At 68.7% G+C, this 19,803-nt stretch carries 17 protein-coding genes; 14 read left to right on the top strand and 3 right to left on the bottom strand.

All coding sequences use genetic code 11. The features are described from left to right. Nucleotides 1-51: 51 nt before the first annotated feature. From QM701_RS10765 to QM701_RS10750, 4 genes are all read left to right on the top strand, one after another. On the top strand, nt 52-666 hold the full coding sequence (locus QM701_RS10765) for a LexA family protein (protein ID WP_415167058.1): 615 nt from the start codon (nt 52-54) through the stop codon (nt 664-666). A 118-nt stretch (nt 667-784) separates the two neighbouring features. Beyond that, complete coding sequence (gene imuA, locus QM701_RS10760) at nt 785-1,525, top strand: translesion DNA synthesis-associated protein ImuA (protein WP_415167057.1); 741 nt, start codon at nt 785-787, stop codon at nt 1,523-1,525. Next, nucleotides 1,512-2,876 (top strand): Y-family DNA polymerase, encoded by a 1,365-nt coding sequence (locus QM701_RS10755; protein WP_415167056.1) that lies wholly within the window; start codon nt 1,512-1,514, stop codon nt 2,874-2,876. Before imuA ends, QM701_RS10755 begins: the two co-directional genes overlap by 14 nt. Nucleotides 2,877-2,892: 16 nt before the next feature. Continuing rightward, the gene (locus QM701_RS10750) at nt 2,893-5,955 is read left to right on the top strand and encodes an error-prone DNA polymerase (protein ID WP_415167055.1); all 3,063 of its coding nucleotides are present in this window, start codon (nt 2,893-2,895) and stop codon (nt 5,953-5,955) included. 156 nt (nt 5,956-6,111) lie between these two features. On the opposite strand, the gene QM701_RS10745 is transcribed toward QM701_RS10750, so the two are convergent. Further along, a complete protein-coding gene (locus QM701_RS10745) occupies nt 6,112-6,468 on the bottom strand; it encodes a response regulator (RefSeq protein WP_415167054.1) in 357 nt (118 codons plus the stop codon). A 485-nt stretch (nt 6,469-6,953) separates the two neighbouring features. Here QM701_RS10745 and QM701_RS10740 point away from each other — a divergent pair, with 485 nt between their 5' ends. The 3 genes from QM701_RS10740 (at nt 6,954) to QM701_RS10730 (ending at nt 10,456) form a co-directional block, all read left to right on the top strand. Continuing rightward, nucleotides 6,954-8,240, top strand: a complete 1,287-nt coding sequence (locus QM701_RS10740; protein ID WP_415167053.1) for a carbonic anhydrase — start codon at nt 6,954-6,956, stop codon at nt 8,238-8,240. A 349-nt stretch (nt 8,241-8,589) separates the two neighbouring features. Further along, nucleotides 8,590-10,125, top strand: coding sequence for an acyl-CoA carboxylase subunit beta (locus QM701_RS10735; protein WP_415169385.1), 1,536 nt, complete (start codon nt 8,590-8,592; stop codon nt 10,123-10,125). A 13-nt stretch (nt 10,126-10,138) separates the two neighbouring features. Further along, on the top strand, nt 10,139-10,456 hold the full coding sequence (locus QM701_RS10730; RefSeq protein ID WP_415167052.1) for an acetyl-CoA carboxylase biotin carboxyl carrier protein subunit: 318 nt from the start codon (nt 10,139-10,141) through the stop codon (nt 10,454-10,456). A gap of 93 nt (nt 10,457-10,549) precedes the next feature. Here QM701_RS10730 and QM701_RS10725 read toward each other — a convergent pair whose 3' ends face one another. Then, nucleotides 10,550-10,978, bottom strand: a complete 429-nt coding sequence (locus QM701_RS10725) for a surface-adhesin E family protein (RefSeq protein WP_415167051.1) — start codon at nt 10,976-10,978, stop codon at nt 10,550-10,552. Between the two features lie 131 nt (nt 10,979-11,109). Here QM701_RS10725 and QM701_RS10720 point away from each other — a divergent pair, with 131 nt between their 5' ends. From QM701_RS10720 to QM701_RS10705, 4 genes are all read left to right on the top strand, one after another. Continuing rightward, nucleotides 11,110-11,913, top strand: coding sequence for a transporter substrate-binding domain-containing protein (locus tag QM701_RS10720; protein ID WP_415167050.1), 804 nt, complete (start codon nt 11,110-11,112; stop codon nt 11,911-11,913). Nucleotides 11,914-11,931: 18 nt separating this feature from the next. Beyond that, a complete protein-coding gene (locus QM701_RS10715) occupies nt 11,932-12,708 on the top strand; it encodes an amino acid ABC transporter permease (protein ID WP_415167049.1) in 777 nt (258 codons plus the stop codon). After that, the gene (locus QM701_RS10710) at nt 12,698-13,429 is read left to right on the top strand and encodes an amino acid ABC transporter ATP-binding protein (RefSeq protein WP_415167048.1); all 732 of its coding nucleotides are present in this window, start codon (nt 12,698-12,700) and stop codon (nt 13,427-13,429) included. Before QM701_RS10715 ends, QM701_RS10710 begins: the two co-directional genes overlap by 11 nt. An 86-nt stretch (nt 13,430-13,515) precedes the next feature. After that, nucleotides 13,516-15,141, top strand: a complete 1,626-nt coding sequence (locus QM701_RS10705; protein WP_415167047.1) for a methyl-accepting chemotaxis protein — start codon at nt 13,516-13,518, stop codon at nt 15,139-15,141. Between the two features lie 45 nt (nt 15,142-15,186). On the opposite strand, the gene polA is transcribed toward QM701_RS10705, so the two are convergent. Then, nucleotides 15,187-17,913 (bottom strand): DNA polymerase I, encoded by a 2,727-nt coding sequence (gene polA / locus QM701_RS10700; RefSeq protein WP_415167046.1) that lies wholly within the window; start codon nt 17,911-17,913, stop codon nt 15,187-15,189. Nucleotides 17,914-17,929: 16 nt separating this feature from the next. Here polA and QM701_RS10695 point away from each other — a divergent pair, with 16 nt between their 5' ends. Genes QM701_RS10695 through QM701_RS10685 form a run of 3 tightly spaced genes read left to right on the top strand, consistent with a single transcriptional unit; the run spans nt 17,930 to nt 19,800 of the window. Further along, nucleotides 17,930-18,655 carry a TIGR00730 family Rossman fold protein gene (locus tag QM701_RS10695; protein ID WP_415167045.1) on the top strand — a complete coding sequence of 242 codons (726 nt, stop codon included), beginning with the start codon at nt 17,930-17,932 and terminating at the stop codon, nt 18,653-18,655. Nucleotides 18,656-18,692: 37 nt separating this feature from the next. Next, nucleotides 18,693-19,028 (top strand): DUF2782 domain-containing protein, encoded by a 336-nt coding sequence (locus QM701_RS10690; protein ID WP_415167044.1) that lies wholly within the window; start codon nt 18,693-18,695, stop codon nt 19,026-19,028. Between the two features lie 34 nt (nt 19,029-19,062). Next, nucleotides 19,063-19,800 (top strand): BPSS1780 family membrane protein, encoded by a 738-nt coding sequence (locus tag QM701_RS10685; protein ID WP_415167043.1) that lies wholly within the window; start codon nt 19,063-19,065, stop codon nt 19,798-19,800. Nucleotides 19,801-19,803 lie beyond the last annotated feature (3 nt).

Genomic DNA, 19,803 nt, shown 5'->3' with positions numbered 1-19,803 from the left:
ACATGCCTCGGGTTTGACAGGTGTCCGTTCGGGCACTACCATGGTGCCCGAATGAGCACTGGAGCGATGGCCATGGTGACCCCGAACAAGGATGAAGCGTACCTCGACCTCCTGCGCGACTATTACGCGGAGAACCGCCGCATTCCGTCGATGCAGCGCATCGCCGAGTTGCTGCGCTTCGCCTCCAAAACGGCGTCGCGCAAGCTGCTGGAGCGCCTGGCCGCAGCCGGCTTCGTCCAGCGCGCGCCGGACGAGGATGCCTGGATTCCCGCCGCGCGCTTCTTCGAACGGCCGCTGGCGGGCGGGAACGTCCGCGCCGGCCGGCCCGACGCGATCGACGGCGTCGGCGCCGACGCCTTCCTGGTCGACGACTACCTCGTCCGCCATCCCTCGCGCACGGTGATGATCCCGGTGCGCGGCGATTCGATGGTCGAGGCCGGCATCCACGACGGCGACATCATCGCGGTGGAGCGCACCGGCGAGGCCCGGCCCGGCGATTTCGTGGTCGCCGTGGTGGACCACGAATTCACGCTCAAGGAACTGGCGGTGGAGGACGGACGGAACGTCCTCAAGCCGCGCAACGCGGCCTACCCGGTGATCCGCCCGGCGGGCCGGCTGGAAATCTTCGGCGTGATGGTCGGGCTGGTCCGCCGCTTGCCGCGGTGATCGGGGTTGGTTTAACCACGGCGACACGGCGGGCACGGCGGAAAAACCAAAACTTGCCTTTTCGCCGTGCCCGCCGTGTCGCTGTGGTTAATTGTTGTTTTACGTTTTTTTCCGTGGCTTGAATCAATGCCTTTGGATCATGCGCACCGCCGTTGCCCTCGACGACATCCTGGCGCGTCCCGACGTCTGGCGCGGCCGGCTGGCGGGCGCGGAGGTTCCCGCCCTGTCCAGCGGGTTTCCGGCGCTCGACGCCGAATTGCCGGGCGGCGGCTGGCCGCGCGGGGCGTTGAGCGAACTGCTGGCGGATGGCGCGGGCTTCGGCGAGTGCGCGCTGCTGCTGCCGGTGTTGAACGCGGTGCGCGCGGAGGGGCGCTGGGCGGTGCTGATCGCACCGCCGCACGCCTTGCACGCGCCGGCGTGGATTGCCGGCGGCGCCGACTGCGCGCACCTCGCGGTGGTTGCGCCGGAATCGCCGCGCGATCTGCTGTGGGCGGCGGAGCAGACGCTGGCCAGCGGCGCCGCTGGCGCCGTGGTGTGCTGGGCGGGGCATGCCGATCCCGCGCAGGTGCGCCGCCTGCAGGTCGCCGCCGCCGCAGGCAGCGCCCCGGCGTTCCTGTTCCGCCCGCGGCGTACCCGCGCGGAAGCGTCGGCGGCGCCGCTGCGCCTGTTACTTTCCGCCGGCCCGCGGGGGACGCTCGGCGTGGACGTGCTCAAGCGGCGCGGCCCGCCGTGCGAGCGGACGATCTTGCTCGAACCGCCGCGCCCGTCGGCGTGGCGCGACGGCCATGACACCCATATGGCTCGCCCTGCATCTGCCGCGGCTTCCCCTCGAGGCCCGCGTCCCTTTGCCGTCGCCTAGCGCCGTCGTCGAGCACGGCCGCGTTCTGCTCGAAGACGAGGCGGCGCGGCGGGCGGGCGTGGCGTCCGGCATCGGCGTCGCCGCGGCGCGCGCGCTCTCGCCCGGCATCGTCCTGCTGGCGCGCGACCGGCCGCGCGAGGCGGCGGCGATGCACGCGCTGGCCTGCTGGGCCGGCGGCCTGACGCCACGGGTCGCTTTGGCGGCGGATACCTTGCTGCTGGACGTCGGGGCCTGCCTGCGCCTGTTCGGCGGGCTGGAAAAACTGCAGGCGGCCGCGCTGGCCGGCGTGGCGGCGCAGGGCTTCTCCATTTCTTCCGCGGCGGCGCCGACGCCGCTCGGCGCCGAGTGGCTGGCGCGCCTGCGCCCGGAGACGCGCTGTGCCGACGCCGAAGCTCTGGGCCGGCAGCTGGATGCTCTGCCGGTGACCGTGCTGCCGGGCGGCGCGGCGGCCGCGCTGGCGCGGTTCGGCGCACGCACGCTGGGCGCGGCGCGCCGTCTGCCGGCGACCGCCCTGGCCCGGCGCCTCGGCGAGGAAAGCATGCGGCTGCTCGGGCGCGCGTACGGCGAATGCCCCGATCCGCGTCCCGACTTCGTCTTTCCCGAACGTTTCGCCCTGCCGTTGCAACTGCCGGCCGCGGTGGACAACGCCGCCGCCCTGCTGTTCGCGGCGCGCCGCCTGACGGGGGCGCTGGCCGGCTGGCTGGCGGCGCGCCAGGCCGGCGCGCGCGAGGCGGTGCTGCGCCTGCTGCATCGCCGGGGCGAGACGCGCGTGGAATTGCGCTTCGCCGACGTGACGGCGGACGGCGGCCGCATCGAGCGCGTGCTGCGCGAACGCCTGGAGCGCATGGCGCTGGCCGCACCGGTCGAGGCGCTGTGCCTGGAGGCGGCGCGGGTCGAGGCCTTGCCCGCGCGCAACCGTCCGCTGCTGGACGACGCGCGGGCCGGCCAGGAAGCGATCGGCGTCCTGCTGGAACGCCTGGGCGCCCGGCTCGGGGAGGCGCGGGTGTATCGGGTCGCGGCGCACGCCGACCATCGCCCGGAATGCGCGACACGCCGGACCGCGCCGCTCGGGAAATATGCGGCCTGCGCGCCGCTGCCGCCGCCCCGTCCGCTCTGGCTGCTGGATGCGCCCGAAGCCTTGCCGGAAGTTGACGGCCGGCCATATCGGCGCGGCCCGCTGACGCTGCTGGCCGGTCCGGAGCGCATCGAGTCGGGCTGGTGGGATGGCGGGGAACAGGCCGGCGACGTGCGCCGCGACTACTTCGTCGCCCTGGCGCAGGATGCGGCATGGCTGTGGATCTATCGCGAGTGCCGGGCGGGCGGGTGGTTCCTGCATGGCTATTTTTCGTGACCCGGAATTTCCATCGATGGTCCTCCCCGACTACGCCGAACTGCACTGCCTGTCCAACTTCAGCTTCCTGCGCGGCGCGTCGCATGCGGAGGAACTGGTGGCGCGGGCGCAGGAACTCGGCTACGCGGCGCTGGCGATCACCGACGAGTGTTCTTTCGCCGGCATCGTGCGCGCGCACGTGGCGGCGAAGGTGGCCGGGCTGAAGCTGATCTGCGGGACCGAGCTCGTCCTTGCCGGCGGCATGAAGCTGGTGTTGCTGGCGCGGGACCGCGACGGTTACGGCAACCTCTCGGCGATCGTCAGCCTCGGCCGCCGCCACGCGGAGAAGGGCAGCTACCACCTGACGCGCGGCGACCTGGCGCGGGGCGTTCCCGGCTGCCTGGCGCTGTGGATCGCGCCGGCCGATGCGGCGGAGGGCGATGCGCGCTGGCTGGCGCAGGCGTTTTCCGGCCACGCCTGGATCGCCTTCGAGCGGCACTTGGCGGCCGACGATGCCGGGCGGCTGGCGGCGTTGCGCGCGCTCTCGGCGGCAACCGGCCTGCCGCTGGTCGCCGCCGGCGACGTGCACATGCACGCGCGCGGCCGCCGCGCGCTGCAGGACGCGCTGACCGCGCTACGCCTGAAGACCTCGGTTGACGCGGCCGGCCACGCGCTCTTTCCCAACGGCGAGCGCTGCCTGCGCCCGCGCCTGCGGCTGGCGCGCCTCTATCCGCCCGAACTGCTGGCCGAGAGCGTGCGCATCGCCGGGCTGTGTGCCTTTTCGCTCGACGAACTGCGCTACGAGTATCCCGAGGAGATCGTGCCGCACGGCCAGACCCCGGAACGCTACCTGCGCGTCGAGGTGGAACAGGGGCTGGCTGTGCGCTATCCCGCCGGCGTTCCGGAAAAGGTGCGCAGTCAGATCGGGCACGAGCTCGCGCTGATCGCCGAACTGCGCTACGAAGCCTACTTCCTCACCGTCTACGACGTGGTGAAGTTCGCGCGTACGCAGGGCATCCTGTGTCAGGGGCGCGGCTCGGCGGCCAACTCGGCGGTGTGCTACGCGCTCGGCATCACCGAGGTCGATCCGGCGCAGTCGGAACTGCTGTTCGAACGCTTCGTCTCGAAGGAGCGCAACGAGCCGCCTGACATCGACGTCGATTTCGAGCACCAGCGGCGCGAGGAAGTCATCCAGTACGTCTACGGGAAATACGGGCGCGAGCGCGCCGCGCTGACGGCCACGGTGATCAGCTACCGCACGCGCTCGGCGCTGCGCGACACCGGCCGGGCGCTCGGCATCGACATCGACCGCATCGACGCGCTGACCGCCTCGCTGGCCTGGTGGGACCAGCGCGAGCAGTGGCCCGAACGTTTCGCCGCCGTCGGACTCGATCCGCGCAGCCCGCGCGTGGAAAAATGGCTGGTCCTGGCCGAGCAGCTGCGCGGCTTCCCGCGCCACCTCTCGCAGCACGTCGGCGGCTTCGTCATCAGCCGCGGCCGCCTGGACCGGCTGGTGCCGATCGAGAACGCCGCGATGGAAGGGCGCAGCGTCATCGAGTGGGACAAGGACGACATCGACGCGCTCGGACTGATGAAGGTCGACGTGCTCGCGCTCGGCATGCTCACGGCGATCCGCCACGCGCTCGACTTCGTCGCGCAGCGGCGCGGGCAGGTCTTCCGCATGCAGGACATCCCGCGCGAGGACCCGGAGGTGTACGCGATGATCAGCCGCGCCGACACGATCGGCGTCTTCCAGGTCGAGTCGCGCGCGCAGATGGCCATGCTGCCGCGCCTCCGGCCCGAGTGCTTCTACGATCTCGTCATCGAGGTGGCCATCGTGCGGCCCGGCCCGATCCAGGGCGACATGGTGCATCCCTACCTGCGCCGCCGGAAGAAAGTCGAACCGGTGAGCTATCCGTCGGACGACGTGAAATCGGTCCTCGAACGCACCCTCGGCGTGCCGATCTTCCAGGAGCAGGTGATGCAGCTGGCCATCGTCGCCGCCGGCTTCACGCCGGGCGAGGCCGACCACCTGCGCCGTTCGATGGCCGCGTGGAAGCGCAAGGGCGGCGTCGGGCACCTGCGCGACAAGCTGATCAACGGCATGCTCGACAACGGGTACCCGCGCGAATTCGCCGAGGCGATCTTCCGCCAGATCGAGGGCTTCGGCGAATACGGCTTTCCGGAATCGCATGCTACCAGCTTCGCGCTGCTGGTGTACATCTCCGCCTGGCTCAAGCACTACGAACCGGCCGCGTTTCTCGCCGGCCTGCTCAACGCGCAGCCGATGGGCTTCTACTCCGCCGCGCAGCTCGTGCAGGACGCGCGCCGCCACGGCGTCGAAGTCCATCCGCCCGATGTGCAGCGCAGCGCGTGGGAAACGGTTCTGGAAGAGGACGCGCCGTCATCCGTCCGCCTCGGCCTGCGCCAGATCAAGGGACTGGACGCGGAAGCCGGCGCGCGCATCGCCGCCGCCCGGCCGTTCCGCGACGCGGCCGACCTCGCCCGCCGCGCCGGCCTGGACCGCAACGCTCTCGACGCGCTGGCCGCCGCCGGCGCGCTGGCGGCGCTGGCCGGACACCGGCGGCAGGCCGCATGGGCGGTCGCCGCCGTCCCGGTCCAGCGCGACCTGCTGCTGGAAGCGCCCGCGTACGAGGAAGCGGTATCGCTGCCGCCGCCCGGCGAGGGCGACGATATCGTCGCCGACTATGCGGCCCTGCGCCTGACGCTCGGCCGGCACCCGCTAGCGCTGCTGCGGACCGCTCTCGCGCAGCGCCGCTACGTCTCCGCCTCCACGCTGCGTAGCGCGAACCACAACGCGCCGGCCCGCTGCGCGGGCCTCGTCACCCACCGGCAACGCCCCGGCAGCGCCACCGGCGTCGTCTTTCTGACGCTGGAGGATGAAACCGGGCTGGTCAACGTGATCGTCCATCCCCGCCTCGTCGAACGGCAGCGCCGCGAACTGCTCGGCGCCCGCCTGCTCGGCGTGCTCGGCGTCCTGCAGCGCGAAGGCGAAGTCCTGCACCTGATCGCCCGGCGGCTGGTCGATCACACGCCGCTGCTGGGCAGCCTGCCGACCCGCAGCCGGGATTTTCAATGAACCCACAGGAGAAAGACTCAGCGAAACGGTCGTCGAAGCTCCACGGGTATCGTACTGGTCGGCAACGTTGCTGTGCCGTAGAGCAAGCATGCCGAAAAACATTTTGGTTGGGACAAGGCGGTCAGTGGATTCAATAAACCGTTCAACGCATTCAAATTACCTGGCGCGGTGCAGGCACCGGACAATTTCATCGATCAGACAGTCTCCCGCTACCGGCTTCCCGACATAGCCGTCCATCCCCGCCCGCCTGGCACGCTCCGGACCATTCGCCAATGAAGAGCAGCCTACAACAACGGGCTGGGCTGATTCAGTAAACATGCGTATCGCCTCGCATGCTTCGTCTCCCCACATATCGGGCATTCTCAAGTCCATAACGATCACATCGATCGAAGTGGCCAGATATGCCTCGATCGCGCCAAAGCCATCTGGTACGGTATGTACGATCGCGCCCCTGGCTGTAAGCAACATTTCCAGCGAAGCACGCTGAACAGGATCGTCATCGACCACCAGCACACGCACCTTGGATAATGGAGGGTTTGGTGGAGGGTTTGCCCCCCCCCCCCCCCCCCCCCCCCCCCCCCCCCCCCCCCCCCCCCCCCCCCCCCCCCCCCCCCCCCCCTCAAAATCGCAGCTACTCATTCCCACCTCGTTAACCGAACCAGCATGGAACACTTCCGTAAACATGGACGACTTCAAGATCGACTCCTCCACTCCGTACACAGCAAACCGTCTCTTTAGTGGCACCGGAGTTTAGGCACTAGCGGCAAGCCCAACCATCGGAGTTCTCCTAATTTGTAAAATCCAGGGGTAGCCTGACAGTTACCTTTTTTCAGAGGCTTGAGCGTCAGATCAATTCGGCAAAGGGACATTCGACTCCTCGCCCGAAGGCGGGCTGCTCTTTACGTAAGCCGGTGCGGTACAAGCTCGTCACGGACCACCCTAAAGTATTCGGCGGATCGTCCGTCAAAGAAACGATGAGTCGAAAAATGAATCCCGGCATGCCCCCGAAAATTCTCGCCATCGTCCTTCTCGCGACGCTGCCCGCTGCCGTTTCGGCCGCCTGGCAGGCGGTGGCCACGGAACAGGGCAAGCGCGTGGAGATCGACCGGGAAAGCATCGCTCCCGGGCCGGGCACCGCCCTGACCGCCAGGGGGCGCATCGTGCTCGACAAGCCGATCGTCGACCCCAAGACCTCGGCGTCCTATCGCGTCATCGAGATCGAGAGCCGCTACGACTGCGCCGAGCGCACGCATGCCACGCTCAAGCGCATCTATTACCGGGAAGACGACAGCGTGCTGCGCCAGGACGAAGTGCGCAGTCCGTTCGAGATGCCCGTGCGCAGCGGCACGCCGGATGACCGCCTGCTGCGCGAAGTGTGCCGGCCGAAAGGCGATGCCGCGGCCGCGCCGTCGGTGGCGAAGACGCTGGACAAGGTCAACGAGCTCGCCGCGGACCTGCGCAAGACCAACGAGACGCTGGTCGAACAGGCCGTGAAAAAGGACGCGCAGCGGCTGGCCCGGCAATCCGCCGGCATGCTCGCCGGTAAATCCGCGTCCGCGCCGGCCGGCCGGCCCGTGGCGCATGCGGCGGAGGCGCGCCGCGCGCCGCCGCCAAACTGGGCCTACTACGAAGGCGCTGCCGGCCCCGAGCACTGGAGCGAGCTCGGCCCGGATTACGCCGTCTGCGCGAGCGGCCGGCGGCAGTCGCCGATCGACCTGCGCGACGGCTTCGCGGTCGACCTGGAGCCGATCCAGTTCGTTTACCGGCCCGTCCCGTTCCGCGTCGTCGATACGGGCCGCCATCTGCAACTGGCGGTTTACGGCGGCAACCTGCTGCTGCTCGGCAAGAACTACCGCCTGACCCACGTGCGCTTCCACAACCCGGCGGAATTCTCGGTCGCCGGCAAGGCCTTCGACATGGAGGCGCAACTCGTGCACCGCGCCGAAGACGGCAAGCTGGCCATCGTCTCGGTCCTGCTGGAACAGGGCGGCGAGAATCCGGTGGTCCAGGCCGCGCTGAACAACCTGCCGCTGGAAAAGGGCGGCGAGACCGCGCCGCCGGGACTGGCCATCGACATCGACCGGCTGCTCCCGGCCGAGCGGGGCTATTTCACCTTCATGGGGTCGCTGACCACGCCGCCCTGCTCCGAGGACGTGCTGTGGATGGTCCTCAAGCAGCCGCAGCAGGTTTCCGCCGAACAGCTGGCGATGTTCCGGCGCCTGTACCAGCCCAATGCGCGCCCCGTGCAGCCGGCTTTCGGACGCATCATCAAGGAATCGCGCTAGAGATCGTCGCGCGTTCGAAGGTCGGCTTTCGCACATTTTTCGTCCGGTCGCGAAATGGCGGCGAACGGCCGTGAAAATCCTCCGAAAATGCCGCGATGATCGCTTAACTTGCAGAAAAATCCCTGAATTATCAAGGTGATCCGTGTAGCGCGTCGAGGTCCGCCCGGCACAATCCTGCTACACTCGCGCCTCCCGAAGGCCGGCTGCGGCCGCTTTCGGGGCGGCAAGCGGACTCTCCGATCCGGCGCCGGGAAACGGCCGCGCCATGCCAGCGTGCTGCGCGGCCGCCCGTCCGCCGCTTCTTGCCGTTCCACTGAAACATTGAAGGGAGAATAAGACTATGTCATTCATGCAGCGCATCATCGACTTCTTTTCGCGCCAGTCGACCGTGACCCAGGGCGGCGGCGAAAAGGCCATCGGCAAACAGAAGGCCAGCGGCAAGATGACCGCCCGCGAGCGCATCGCCGTCCTGCTCGACGAAGGCTCGTTCCACGAATACGACCTGTTCGTCGAGCACAAATGCCAGGACTTCGGCATGGCCGGCAAGGAACTGGCCGCCGACGGCGTGGTGACCGGCTCGGGCACCATCAACGGCCGCCCGGTGTGCATCTACGCGCAGGACTTCACCGTCGCCGGCGGCTCGCTCGGCCTGATGCACGCGCGCAAGATCACCAAGGTGATGGACCATGCCATCAAGATGGGCGTGCCGATCATCGGCATCAACGACTCGGGCGGCGCGCGCATCCAGGAAGGCGTCAATTCGCTGGCCGGCTACGGCGAGATATTCTACCGCAACACGCTCGCTTCCGGCGTCGTGCCGCAGATCTCGGTAATCCTCGGGCCGTGCGCCGGCGGCGCGGTGTATTCGCCGGCGCTGACCGACTTCGTGTTCGTGGTCGACCAGATCTCCAAGATGTTCATCACCGGGCCGGAAGTTGTGAAGACCGTGCTCGGCGAGGAAATCTCGATGGAGGACCTCGGCGGCGCCCGCGTGCAGGCCGAGACGGCCGGCAACGCGCATTTCTTCGCCGCCAGCGAGCTGGACTGCTTCGCGCAGATTCGTACGCTGGTCGGCTACCTGCCCGACAGCAACCGCGCCAGGGCGGCGATTGTCGACGCGAAGAAGCCCAAGGCCAGCTACAGGATCGAGGAGCTCATCCCCAAGGATTCGAGGATCCCGTTCGACGTGCGCGACATCGTGCGCGCGCTGGTTGACGACTCCGAGTTCTTCGAGGTGCAGGAGCTGTTCGCGCCCAACGCGATCATCGGCTTCGCCCGCATCGAGGGCGAGACCGTCGGCATCATCGGCAACCAGGCGCTGTTCCTGGCCGGCGTGCTGGACATCGACGCCTCCGACAAGATCGCCCGCTTCATCCGCTTCTGCGACGCCTTCAACATCCCGCTGCTGACGCTGATGGACATCCCCGGCTACCTGCCCGGCTCCGACCAGGAGCACAACGGCGTCATCCGCCACGGCGCCAAGGTGCTCTACGCCTACAGCGAGGCGTCCGTGCCGAAGATCACCGTGATCCTGCGCAAGGCCTACGGCGGCGGCTACATCGCCATGTGCTCGCACCACCTGCGCGCCGATTTCGTCTTCGCCTGGCCGACCGCCGAGATCGCCGTGATGGGCCCGGAAGGCGCGGCCAACATCATCTTCCGCAGCGAAATCCTGGCCGCCGACAATCCGGAGGAGATGCGCAAGCTCAAGGTCAAGGAATACACCGACAAGTTCGCCAACCCGTACGTCGCCGCCTCCAGCGGCTACGTTGACGCGGTGATCCCGCCGGCGGAGACGCGCGCGAGCATCGCCCACGCCCTCAGGCTGACGCGCCACAAGGAAGAAGCGCGTCCGGAGCGCAAGCACGGCGTGCCGCCGTTCTGACCGGAGGACGACCATGAGCGAACAACGACAGTTTTGCGAGATCGCGCTGGAAGGCGGCACCTACGAGGCGTGCCCCACCAAGAAGTTTCTTCGGCGCAAGCCGTTCGAGAAGCAGAACCCCGGCGTCATCAGGGCGCTGATCCCCGGCGTCGTCGCCGAGATCGGCACGGCACCCGGCCAGGCCGTGCGGCAGGGTGACACGTTGATGATCCTGGAAGCGATGAAGATGCTCAACCGCATCAAGGCCCCGGTCGACGGCCAGATCAAGACGATCGCCGTCGCCGCCGGAGAGAAGGTGACCAAGGGGCAGGTGCTGATCGAAATCGGCTAGGGTGTCGGAAGCATCCGGAAAGACCGCGCCCGCCAACAGCGGCGCGGTCTTTTCACGTCAGCGCGACGGGGCGGGCGGACGCCGCGCGGACGATCATTTCCCGCACACCAGCCGCCGCACGTTCTCGCCGGACCCTCCCGGCGCGATGGCTTCCCACTCGGCGTCGGGCTTCTGTTCGTTGGCCACCAGCCGCCCCTCGCCCATCTGTTCGGAATAGGCTTCGAGGGCCAGCGTCCGCGTGCGGGCGCGGGTGCAGTCGTATTCGACCAGTGCCCGGATCGAGCCGACGACGGTGCGCTCGTCGGCCCATTGCGCCGTGGCGAAATCGGTCAGCTGGTACACCCGCACCCGGTCGCCGTCACGCTGTACCGAACGCTGGTCGAGGTAGGCGCGGAAATTCTCGTTGCGGCCGAGCCCGATCCATTCGGGGTTCGCGCCGTCGGTTTTCTGGGCGAACGCGGCGAGCGGCGAAAGCAGGACGGCCAGGAGCAGCGCCCGGCGCGGGCGGAAACATCGATCCATCGCGGGGAATCCGTACAAGAGTCCGAAGGGATGAATGGTATCCGGATCGGAGAAAAAAACCATGACGTTGGCCGCTGCGCGGAGTTATTCTCCAACGACGGAAGTCATGAATCGCGCCAAGGAGAATGCAGATGGACAAGAAAATACGCCTGTTTTTCGCCGCCGCCGCGGCCTTGTTGACGCTCGTTTCCCCGGCCGGGGCGGCGGACAAGGCCGAGGCCGGCAAGCCGCTGGTCGTCGGCATGGAACTCGCCTATCCGCCGTTCGAGATGACCGACCCGCAGGGCAAGCCCACGGGCGTCAGCGTGGACCTGGCGACGGATCTGGCCAAGGCGCTCGGGCGCCCGGTGGTCATCGAGAACATGGCCTTCGACGGCCTGATCCCCGCGCTGAAGACCGGCAAGGTCGACCTGATCATTTCCTCGATGACCGCTACCGCCGAGCGCGCGCAGTCGATCGACTTTTCCGATCCCTACATCGCCACCGGCCTGTGCCTGCTGCTGAAGAAGGATTCGCCCGCGCGCAGCATCGCCGACCTGGACCGGAAAGGCGTCAAGGTGGCGGTGAAGAAGGGAACCACCGGCCACGTCTTCGCCACCGGCAACCTGAAGCAGGCGGAAATCCTGGTGCTCGACAAGGAGTCCGCCGCCGTCCTGGAGGTCGCGCAGGGCAAGGCCGACGCCTTCATCTACGACCAGATGTCGGTTTACCAGAACTGGCGGCGCAACCAGGCCACCACGCGGGCGATCCTCGAACCCTTCCGCAAGGAGTCGTGGGCGGTCGGCATCCGCAAGGGCAACGACGCGCTGCGCGCCGAGGTCAACGCCTTCCTCAAGGATTACCGGGCGCAGGGCGGCTTCGACCGGCTCGGCGACCGTTACCTGAAGGAGATGAAGGACGAGTTCAAGAGCATGGGATCGGCGTTCTTCATGTAAGAGACGGCCGCCCGGCTCGTGAATCTCCTTTTCGCGCCATCAAGGGGGCCTGCGGCACGCCTCGCCCAGGCCGTCTCCTGGGTCCTGGTCGCGGTGCTCGCCGCCGGCCTGTTCAGCTTCGCCTTCAACCAGCTGCACTACGGCTGGAACTGGCCGGCGATCTGGACCTACCGGCAGAAGTTCCTGCAGGGCTGGCTGATGACCGTGGCGATCTCCGCCGTGTCGCTGGCCGCCAGCCTGCTGATCGGGCTGCTCACCGCGCTGGCCCGCCGCTCGGCCTTCCTGCCGCTGCGCTACGCGGCCGCACTGTACGTCGAGTCGATCCGCGGCACGCCGCTGCTGGTGCAGATCCTGATCCTGTTCTACGTAGTGGCCAACGCCTTCGGCATCGAAAACCGCTACCTCGTCGGCGTCCTCGCGCTGTCGCTGTTCGCCGGCGCCTACCTTTCGGAAATGATCCGCGCCGGCATCGACAGCATCCGCGATTCGCAGCTCGAATCGGCGCGCGCCATCGGCCTGACGCCCGCGCAGACCTACCGCTACGTCGTCTTCCCGCAGGTGGTCCGCCAGCTCGTGCCGCCGCTGGCCGGGCAGTTCGCCTCGATCATCAAGGATTCGTCGCTGCTGTCGATCATCGCCGTCAGCGAGTTCACGCTCAACGCGCAGGAGGTCAACGCCTTCACCTACAGCACGCTGGAAAGCTACCTGCCGCTGGCGCTCGGCTACCTGCTGCTGACCTTGCCGATCTCGTTGATCGGGCGGGTCCTGGAACGGAGATTCCACTTTGCGGCTTGAACTGCGCGACGTCGGCAAGCGCTTCGGGAACAGCCAGGCCCTGCGCGGCGTCACGCTGAGCATCCCCGATTTCCAGTCGCTGGCCATCATCGGCCCGTCCGGTGGCGGCAAGACCACGCTGCTGCGCATCCTCGCCGGCCTGACGGCGCCGGACGCGGGCAGCGTGTCCATCGACGGGCAGGCGCTGGAGTTTTCCGAAACCGCACTGCTGGCGCACCGGCGCGGCATCGGCACGGTATTCCAGGCGTACAACCTGTTTCCCCACCTGAGCGCCCGGGAAAACGTGCTGCTGCCGCTCGTCAGAGTACACGGCCTGCCGGCGGCGGAGGCCGAGGCCATCGTCGACGCGCTGTTCGCGCGCTTCCAGCTTTCCCGCCACGCCGGCCAGCGCCCGGCCGAGCTGTCCGGCGGCCAGCAGCAGCGCGTGGCGATCGTGCGCGCCATCGCCATCCGGCCGCGCTTCCTGGTCTTCGACGAGCCGACCTCGGCGCTCGACCCGGAGATGACCGCCGAAGTGCTCGACTTCATCGCCGAGCTGCGCGGCGAGGGGCGCGACCTGATCATCGTCACGCACAACATGGGCTTCGCTCGCGAGGTCTCCGACCGCTGCCTGTTCATCGCCGACGGGCAGGCGCTGGAGGAAGGGCCGTCGGAGCAGGTCTTCGGCCAGCCGCGCCATCCGCTGCTGGCCGCCTTTCTCGCCCGGGTGCTGCGCTACTGAGGCCGCGCCGGCCGCGCATTCCCGCCGTCGGTGTTTAGGTAGAATGAGACGGGTGTAGTGATTCTAATGAACAGCAAAGGGGCAACATGGCCGGGTTGAGTTCGTGGCGCGTATCGACGCGCATGCAATTGTTGATCGGCCTGACCCTGGCCGGCCTGCTGGTGCTTTGCGCCATCGCGCTCCTGCAGCTACGCGGCAGCATGCTCGAAGACCGCAAGGAAAAGACGCGGAACCTCGTCGAGGTCGGGCTGGCCGTGCTCGACCATCACTACCAGCAGGTCCGCACCGGCGCGATGACCGACGCGCAGGCGCGGCAGGCGGCCAAGGAAAGCCTGCGCGGCGTGCGCTACGCGGCCAACGACTACTACTTCATCGTCGACACCGATCACGTTTACCTGCTGCAGCCGGCCAACCCGGCCCTCGAAGGCCAGAACCAGAAGGACGTGAAGGACGCGCGCGGCAAGCCGCTGATCCGGGAGATCGTGGCCACGGCCAATGGCGGCGGCGGTTTCGTCGACTACTGGTTCCCGCGCGCGGGACAGCGGCAGGCGGAGCCCAAGCTGGGCTACGTCCAGCTGTTCAAGCCGTGGGGCTGGGTCATCGGCACGGGCATCTACATCGACGACGTCGATACCGCCTTCCGCGGCGCGGCCCTGATGCTGGGCGGCGTCTCCGCCGTGCTGATCGTCCTGCTGATCCTTCTCGGCTGGCGCATCGCCGCCGGCGTGCTGCGCCAGCTGGGCGGCGAACCGGCGGCGGCCGTGGCGGTCATGCAGCGGATCGCCGACGGCGACCTCTCCGCCAGCGTCGACGCGCCGCCGGGCAGCCTGCTGCACTCCCTGGGCAGCATGGTCGCGTCGCTGCGCAGCCTGATCCAGGAGATCAACCGCAGCGCCGCGCTGCTCGTCGGCAACGCGGAGGAGATCAGCCGCGCGTCGACCGAAGTCTCGGCGGCGGCCGGCCAGCAGGCCGACGCGACCTCGGCGATGGCCGCGGCGATCGAGCAGCTGACGGTCAGCTCGACCCACATTTCCGACAGCGCCCGCGACACCGAGAACGACTCCCGCGAAGCCATGAGCCTCGCCGGGGAAGGCAACGGGCGCGTCCGGCAGGCGAGCGGCGCCATCCAGAAGATCGCCGCCACCGTCACCGACGCCTCCGAGCGCATCCGCGCGCTGGAGGGCCGGGCGCTGCAGATTTCCTCGATCGCCAACGTGATCAAGGATATCGCCGGACAGACCAACCTGCTGGCGCTCAACGCCGCCATCGAGGCCGCACGCGCCGGCGAGCAGGGGCGCGGTTTCGCCGTCGTCGCCGACGAGGTGCGCAAGCTGGCCGAGCGCACCTCGACCGCCACCACCGAGATCGAGCAGATGATCGCCGGCATCCAGGGCGACACCGAGGGCGCCGTCGGCGCCATGAACGAGGCGCTGCCGGAAGTCGAGCAGGGCGTCCAGCTCGCGCAGTCGGCCGCCGAGTCGCTGCAGGCCATCGAGAACGGCGCCGGCCGCACGCTGGAGCGCGTCCGCGAAGTGGCGGCGGCGACCCAGGAACAGGGCAGCGCCAGCACCTCGATCGCCCAGCGCGTCGAGCAGATCGCCCAGATGGTCGAGGAGACGACGGCGACCGTGCGCAGCACGGCGGACAACGCCGTCCAGCTCGAACGGATCGCGCAGGGGCTGCAGGCGCAGATCGCGCGCTTCAGGGTCTGACCGGCGGCGGCTTCCGCGGCGGCGCTGCGGAAGCCGCGATTCCGGTCAGTGCGCCTCGTCCCAGTTGGCGCCGACGCCGACCTCGACCGCCAGCGGCACGCGCAAGGCGGCGACCTGCGTCATCAGCGGCGGCAGCTCGACGCGCACGCGCGTCAGTTCGTCGTCCGGCACTTCCAGCACCAGCTCGTCGTGCACCTGCATGATCAGCTTGGTCCGCAGCTTTTCGCGGTCGAGCCAGCGCTGCACGGCGATCATCGCCAGCTTGATCAGGTCCGCCGCCGTGCCCTGCATCGGCGCGTTGATCGCCGCGCGCTCGGCGCCCTGGCGGCGGCCGACCTGCGCCGCTGTGATGTCCGGCAGCCACAGGCGGCGGCCGAAGACGGTCTGGACGTAGCCGTTGATCTTCGCCGCGCTGCGCGTGCTCTCCATGTACTTCGCCACGCCGGGATAGCGCGCGAAATAGCGGTCGATGTAGTTCTGCGCCGCGCCGCGTTCGAGGTCGAGCTGGCGCGCCAGGCCAAAGGCGCTCATGCCGTAGATCAGCCCGAAGTTGATGACCTTGGCCACCCGCCGCTGGTCCGGCCCGACCTCGATCGGCGTGACACCGAAGATCTCGGCCGCCGTGGCGCGGTGCACGTCCTCGCCGTGCGCGAAGGCCTCGGTCAGGCGCGCGTCCTCCGAAAGGTGCGCCATGATGCGCAGCTCGATCTGCGAGTAGTCGGCCGAGACGATGCTGGCGCCCGCCGGCGCCACGAAGGCCGAGCGGATGCGCCGCCCTTCGGCGGTGCGCACCGGGATGTTCTGCAGGTTGGGATCGCTCGAAGCGAGCCGGCCGGTGACCGCCACGGCCTGCGCGTAGCTGGTATGCACGCGCCCGGTCTGCGCATTGACCATCTTCGGCAGCTTGTCGGTGTAGGTGCCCTTCAGCTTGGCGAGCTGGCGCGATTCGAGCAGCAGCTTCGGCAGCGGATAGTCGAGCGCCAGTTCGGAAAGCACTTCCTCGTCGGTCGACGGCGTGCCGGACGGCGTCTTCTTGCGTACCGGCAGGCCGAGCTTGCCGAACAGGATGTCGGCGAGCTGCTTCGGGGAATTGACGTTGAACGGCTGCCCGGCCAGTTCGTGCGCTTCCTGTTCCAGTTCCATCAGGCGCCGGCCGAGTTCGTCGCTCTGCCGGGCGAGCAGGTCGGCGTCGATCAGCACGCCGTTGCGTTCCATGCGGAAGAGGATGTCGCGCACCGGAATCTCGATCTCGCCGTAGACGTACGCGAGCCCGGAGTCGGCGGCGATCTGCGGGAACAGCCGCTCCTGCAGGCGCAGGCAGAGGTCGGAATCCTCGGCGCCGTATTCGCCGGCCAGGGCGACGTCCACCTGGTTGAAGCCGATCTGGTTCGCGCCCTTGCCGCACAGCGTTTCGTAGGCGATCGTCTCCAGCCCGAGATGGCGCAGCGCGAGCTGGCCGAGGTCGTGGCCGCGCACGCCGGACTTGCCCGCTTCGAGCACGTAGGACTGCAGCAGCGTGTCGTGCGCCACGCCGGCGAGCGCGATGCCGTGGTTGGCGAAGACGTGCTGGTCGTACTTGAGGTTCTGCCCGATCTTGGCGTGGCGCGGCGATTCGAGCCAGGGTTTCAGGCGCGCCAGCACCTCGTCGCGCGGCAGCTGCGCGGGCGCGCCGGCGTAGTCGTGGGCCAGCGGCACGTAGGCTGCCTCGCCGGGCGCGACAGCGAAGGAGATGCCGACGATGCGCGCGGCGAACGGGTCGAGGCTGGTCGTCTCGGTGTCGAGCGCGGTCAGCGGCGCGGCCTCGATTTTTTTCAGCCACTCCTCGAACGACGGCCAGTCGAGCAGCGTCGCATAGTACCGTTCGGCAGGCGCGGCGGCCGGCTCCTCGACCTTCGGCGGCACGGCGGCGCCGTCGCCGGCCGCGCTCACCTCCTTCAGCCACGACTTCATCTCGTAGCGCGTAAACAGCTCGATCAGCTTCTCGCGCTGCGGCGGACGCGGCGCGAGGTCTTCGGGCCGCACGGGCAGCTCGAGATCGCAGCGCACGGTCACCAGCCTGCGGCCGAGCGGCAGGAAATCGAGCGCGGCGCGCAGGTTCTCGCCGACCGCGCCGCCGATCTGCGCGGCGGCGGCCATCACCCCGTCGAGCGAGCCGTACTGCGTCAGCCACTTGACCGCCGTCTTCGGCCCGACCTTGGCCACGCCCGGCACGTTGTCGACCGCGTCGCCGACCAGCGTCAGGTAATCGACGATGCGTTCCGGCGGCACGCCGAACTTGGCCAGCACGCCGGCCTCGTCGAGCGTTTCGTTGCTCATCGTGTTGACCAGCGTGATGCGCGCGTCGACCAGCTGCGCCAGATCCTTGTCGCCGGTCAACACCACCACGCGCAGGCCCTGCGCGGCTGCGCAGCGGGACAGCGTGCCGATCACGTCGTCGGCCTCGACGCCGTCGACCATCAGGATCGGCCAGCCGGACGCCTCGATGCAGGCGTGGATCGGCGCGATCTGGGCGGCCAGCTCGTCGGGCATCGACAGCCGGTTCGCCTTGTACTCCGGATACCACTCCTCGCGAAAGGTCCCGCCCTTGGCATCGAAGACGCAAGCCTTGTAAGCTACGTCCTGCCCCCGGGTGTCGGCGTCGAGCCGGCGCAGCATGTTGAGCACGCCGTAGATGGCGCCCGTCGGCTCCCCCTGCGTGTTGCGCAGGTCGGGCAGGGCGTGGAAGGCGCGATAGAGATACGACGATCCGTCGACCAGCAGCAAGGTAGGCATGATTCGGAAGCGAGCGATGAGCGAAAAAGAAAAGATTCCGCACCTGGCGGACCCCAACGCCTCGAAATTCACGGCCTCGCAGGAGGCCTGGCGGGTGTTCGGCATTATGTCAGAGTTCGTCGAGGCCGCGCAGCGGCTGGCGGAGATCCGCCCGGCCGTGTCGATCTTCGGCAGCGCGCGCACGCCGCCCGATTCGCCGCACTACCGGCTCACCGAAACGATCGCGCGCAAGCTCTCGGACGCCGGCTTCTCGGTCATCTCGGGCGGCGGCCCCGGCATCATGGAGGCCGCCAACAAGGGCGCCTACCAGGGCCGCTCGCCGAGCGTCGGACTGAACATCCAGCTGCCGCACGAGCAGCGCGCCAACGGCTACCAGGACATCTCGCAGAGCTTCCGCCACTTCTTCGCGCGCAAGTACATGTTCGTGCGCTTCGCCAGCGCCTACGTGGTCATGCCCGGCGGCTTCGGCACGCTCGACGAGCTGCTCGAAGCGCTGACCCTGATCCAGACCGGCAAGAGCCAGAAAATCCCGATCATCCTGGTGCATGAACCGTTCTGGCGCGGCCTGGTCGACTGGTTCAGGACCACGCTGGTCGACGAGCGGGTGATTTCCCCGGAGGACGTCGGGCTGATCCAGGTCATCGACCAGCCGGACGAGGTGGTTGAAGCCATCTTCAGGCATTACGAGCGCACCGGCTTCGCGCCGCTGCCGGCGGAACGGGAGAAGTTGCTCAATCTGTAATACAATCGATACTGATAGTTCGCCCGGATATCCCGTCATGCGCAGCCTTCATTTCCTTCTCGTCCCGTTGGCCGTCGCAACCGCTCCGGCTTGGGCGCAGACCGCCGGGACGCCCGCCGCGCCCGACACCAGACCGCCGGCCCTGATGCCGCTGGACGACACCGTGGAACCGCAGGTCACCATCCGCCAGCGCGAAGGCGCCACCATCGAGGAATACCGCGTCAACGGCAAGCTGTACAAGATCCGGGTCATCCCGCTGCGCGGCGAGCCGTACATCCTCGTCGACCAGCGCGGCGACGGTTCCTTCGTGCCCCAGGAAGGGCCCGGCACGCCCGGACTGAGCATTCCGCAGTGGGTCATCGGCACTTTCTGACGCCCACCGGTTCCCGTCGAGGAATCCCGCGGCGATGAGCCACTTCCCCATTCCCGCCCCGGCCTTCGACGGCCGCAGCCGCGCGGTCGGCATCGACGCCGTCTTCGCCTGGCTGCGCCTCGGCTGGACCGTGTTCATGGTCAACCCCGGCCTGTGGGTGGCCAGCGCGGCGATCCTGCTGGTCGGCTTCCTCGCGCTGATGGCCGTGTGGCTGGCCGGGCCGCTGCTGGCCGGCCTGCTGGCGCCGATCCTGGCCGCCGGCCTGTTCGCCATGTGCCGCCGCGCCGCCGACGCGGGAACCTTCGGCCTGGCCGACCTGACGGCCGGCTTCTCCACCCGGACCACGCCGCTGATCATGCTGGGCGTGATCTTCATGGTCGCCGCCTTCGTCATCAAGCTGGTCGTGCTGTTCCTGTTCAGCGGTTCCGTGGCCGGCGGGCTGATGCTGCCGGGCGCGGCCGGGCTCGGCCTCCTGCTCGGCGGCTCGCTCTTCGCCCTGCTGCTTTCCTCGCTGCTGTTCATCCCGCTGTGGATGTCCATGTGGTTCGCCCCGGCGCTGGTCCTGTTCAACGGCATGCCGCCGGTCGAGGCGTGCAAGGCCAGTTTCGGCGCCTGCCTGAAAAACGTCCTGCCTTTCCTGATCCTCGGCCTGATCGCCTTCGTCCTGTGCTTTTTCGCCGCGCTGCCGGTCGGCCTTGGATTTCTCGTTCTCATCCCCGTGCTGGCCGGGACGGCCTACGCCTCCTACCAGGACGTGTTCGTGGCCCACTGATTC

Source organism: Propionivibrio sp., from assembly GCF_047602565.1.
In the GTDB taxonomy this organism is placed as follows: Bacteria; Pseudomonadota; Gammaproteobacteria; order Burkholderiales; family Rhodocyclaceae; genus Propionivibrio.
This window is presented reverse-complemented; position numbering and strand designations above follow the sequence as displayed.

What these genes read in the sequence shown, in the direction of transcription:
- QM701_RS10765 (WP_415167058.1), top strand. Translation starts at nt 52, where the DNA reads ATGAGCACTGGAGCGATGGCCATGGTGACCCCGAACAAGGATGAAGCG.
- QM701_RS10720 (WP_415167050.1), top strand. Translation starts at nt 11,110, where the DNA reads ATGGACAAGAAAATACGCCTGTTTTTCGCCGCCGCCGCGGCCTTGTTG.
- polA (WP_415167046.1), bottom strand. Translation starts at nt 17,913, where the DNA reads ATGCCTACCTTGCTGCTGGTCGACGGATCGTCGTATCTCTATCGCGCC.
- QM701_RS10690 (WP_415167044.1), top strand. Translation starts at nt 18,693, where the DNA reads ATGCGCAGCCTTCATTTCCTTCTCGTCCCGTTGGCCGTCGCAACCGCT.
- QM701_RS10735 (WP_415169385.1), top strand. Translation starts at nt 8,590, where the DNA reads ATGCAGCGCATCATCGACTTCTTTTCGCGCCAGTCGACCGTGACCCAG.
- QM701_RS10750 (WP_415167055.1), top strand. Translation starts at nt 2,893, where the DNA reads ATGGTCCTCCCCGACTACGCCGAACTGCACTGCCTGTCCAACTTCAGC.
- QM701_RS10685 (WP_415167043.1), top strand. Translation starts at nt 19,063, where the DNA reads ATGAGCCACTTCCCCATTCCCGCCCCGGCCTTCGACGGCCGCAGCCGC.
- QM701_RS10695 (WP_415167045.1), top strand. Translation starts at nt 17,930, where the DNA reads ATGAGCGAAAAAGAAAAGATTCCGCACCTGGCGGACCCCAACGCCTCG.
- QM701_RS10705 (WP_415167047.1), top strand. Translation starts at nt 13,516, where the DNA reads ATGGCCGGGTTGAGTTCGTGGCGCGTATCGACGCGCATGCAATTGTTG.
- QM701_RS10740 (WP_415167053.1), top strand. Translation starts at nt 6,954, where the DNA reads ATGCCCCCGAAAATTCTCGCCATCGTCCTTCTCGCGACGCTGCCCGCT.
- QM701_RS10730 (WP_415167052.1), top strand. Translation starts at nt 10,139, where the DNA reads ATGAGCGAACAACGACAGTTTTGCGAGATCGCGCTGGAAGGCGGCACC.
- QM701_RS10725 (WP_415167051.1), bottom strand. Translation starts at nt 10,978, where the DNA reads ATGGATCGATGTTTCCGCCCGCGCCGGGCGCTGCTCCTGGCCGTCCTG.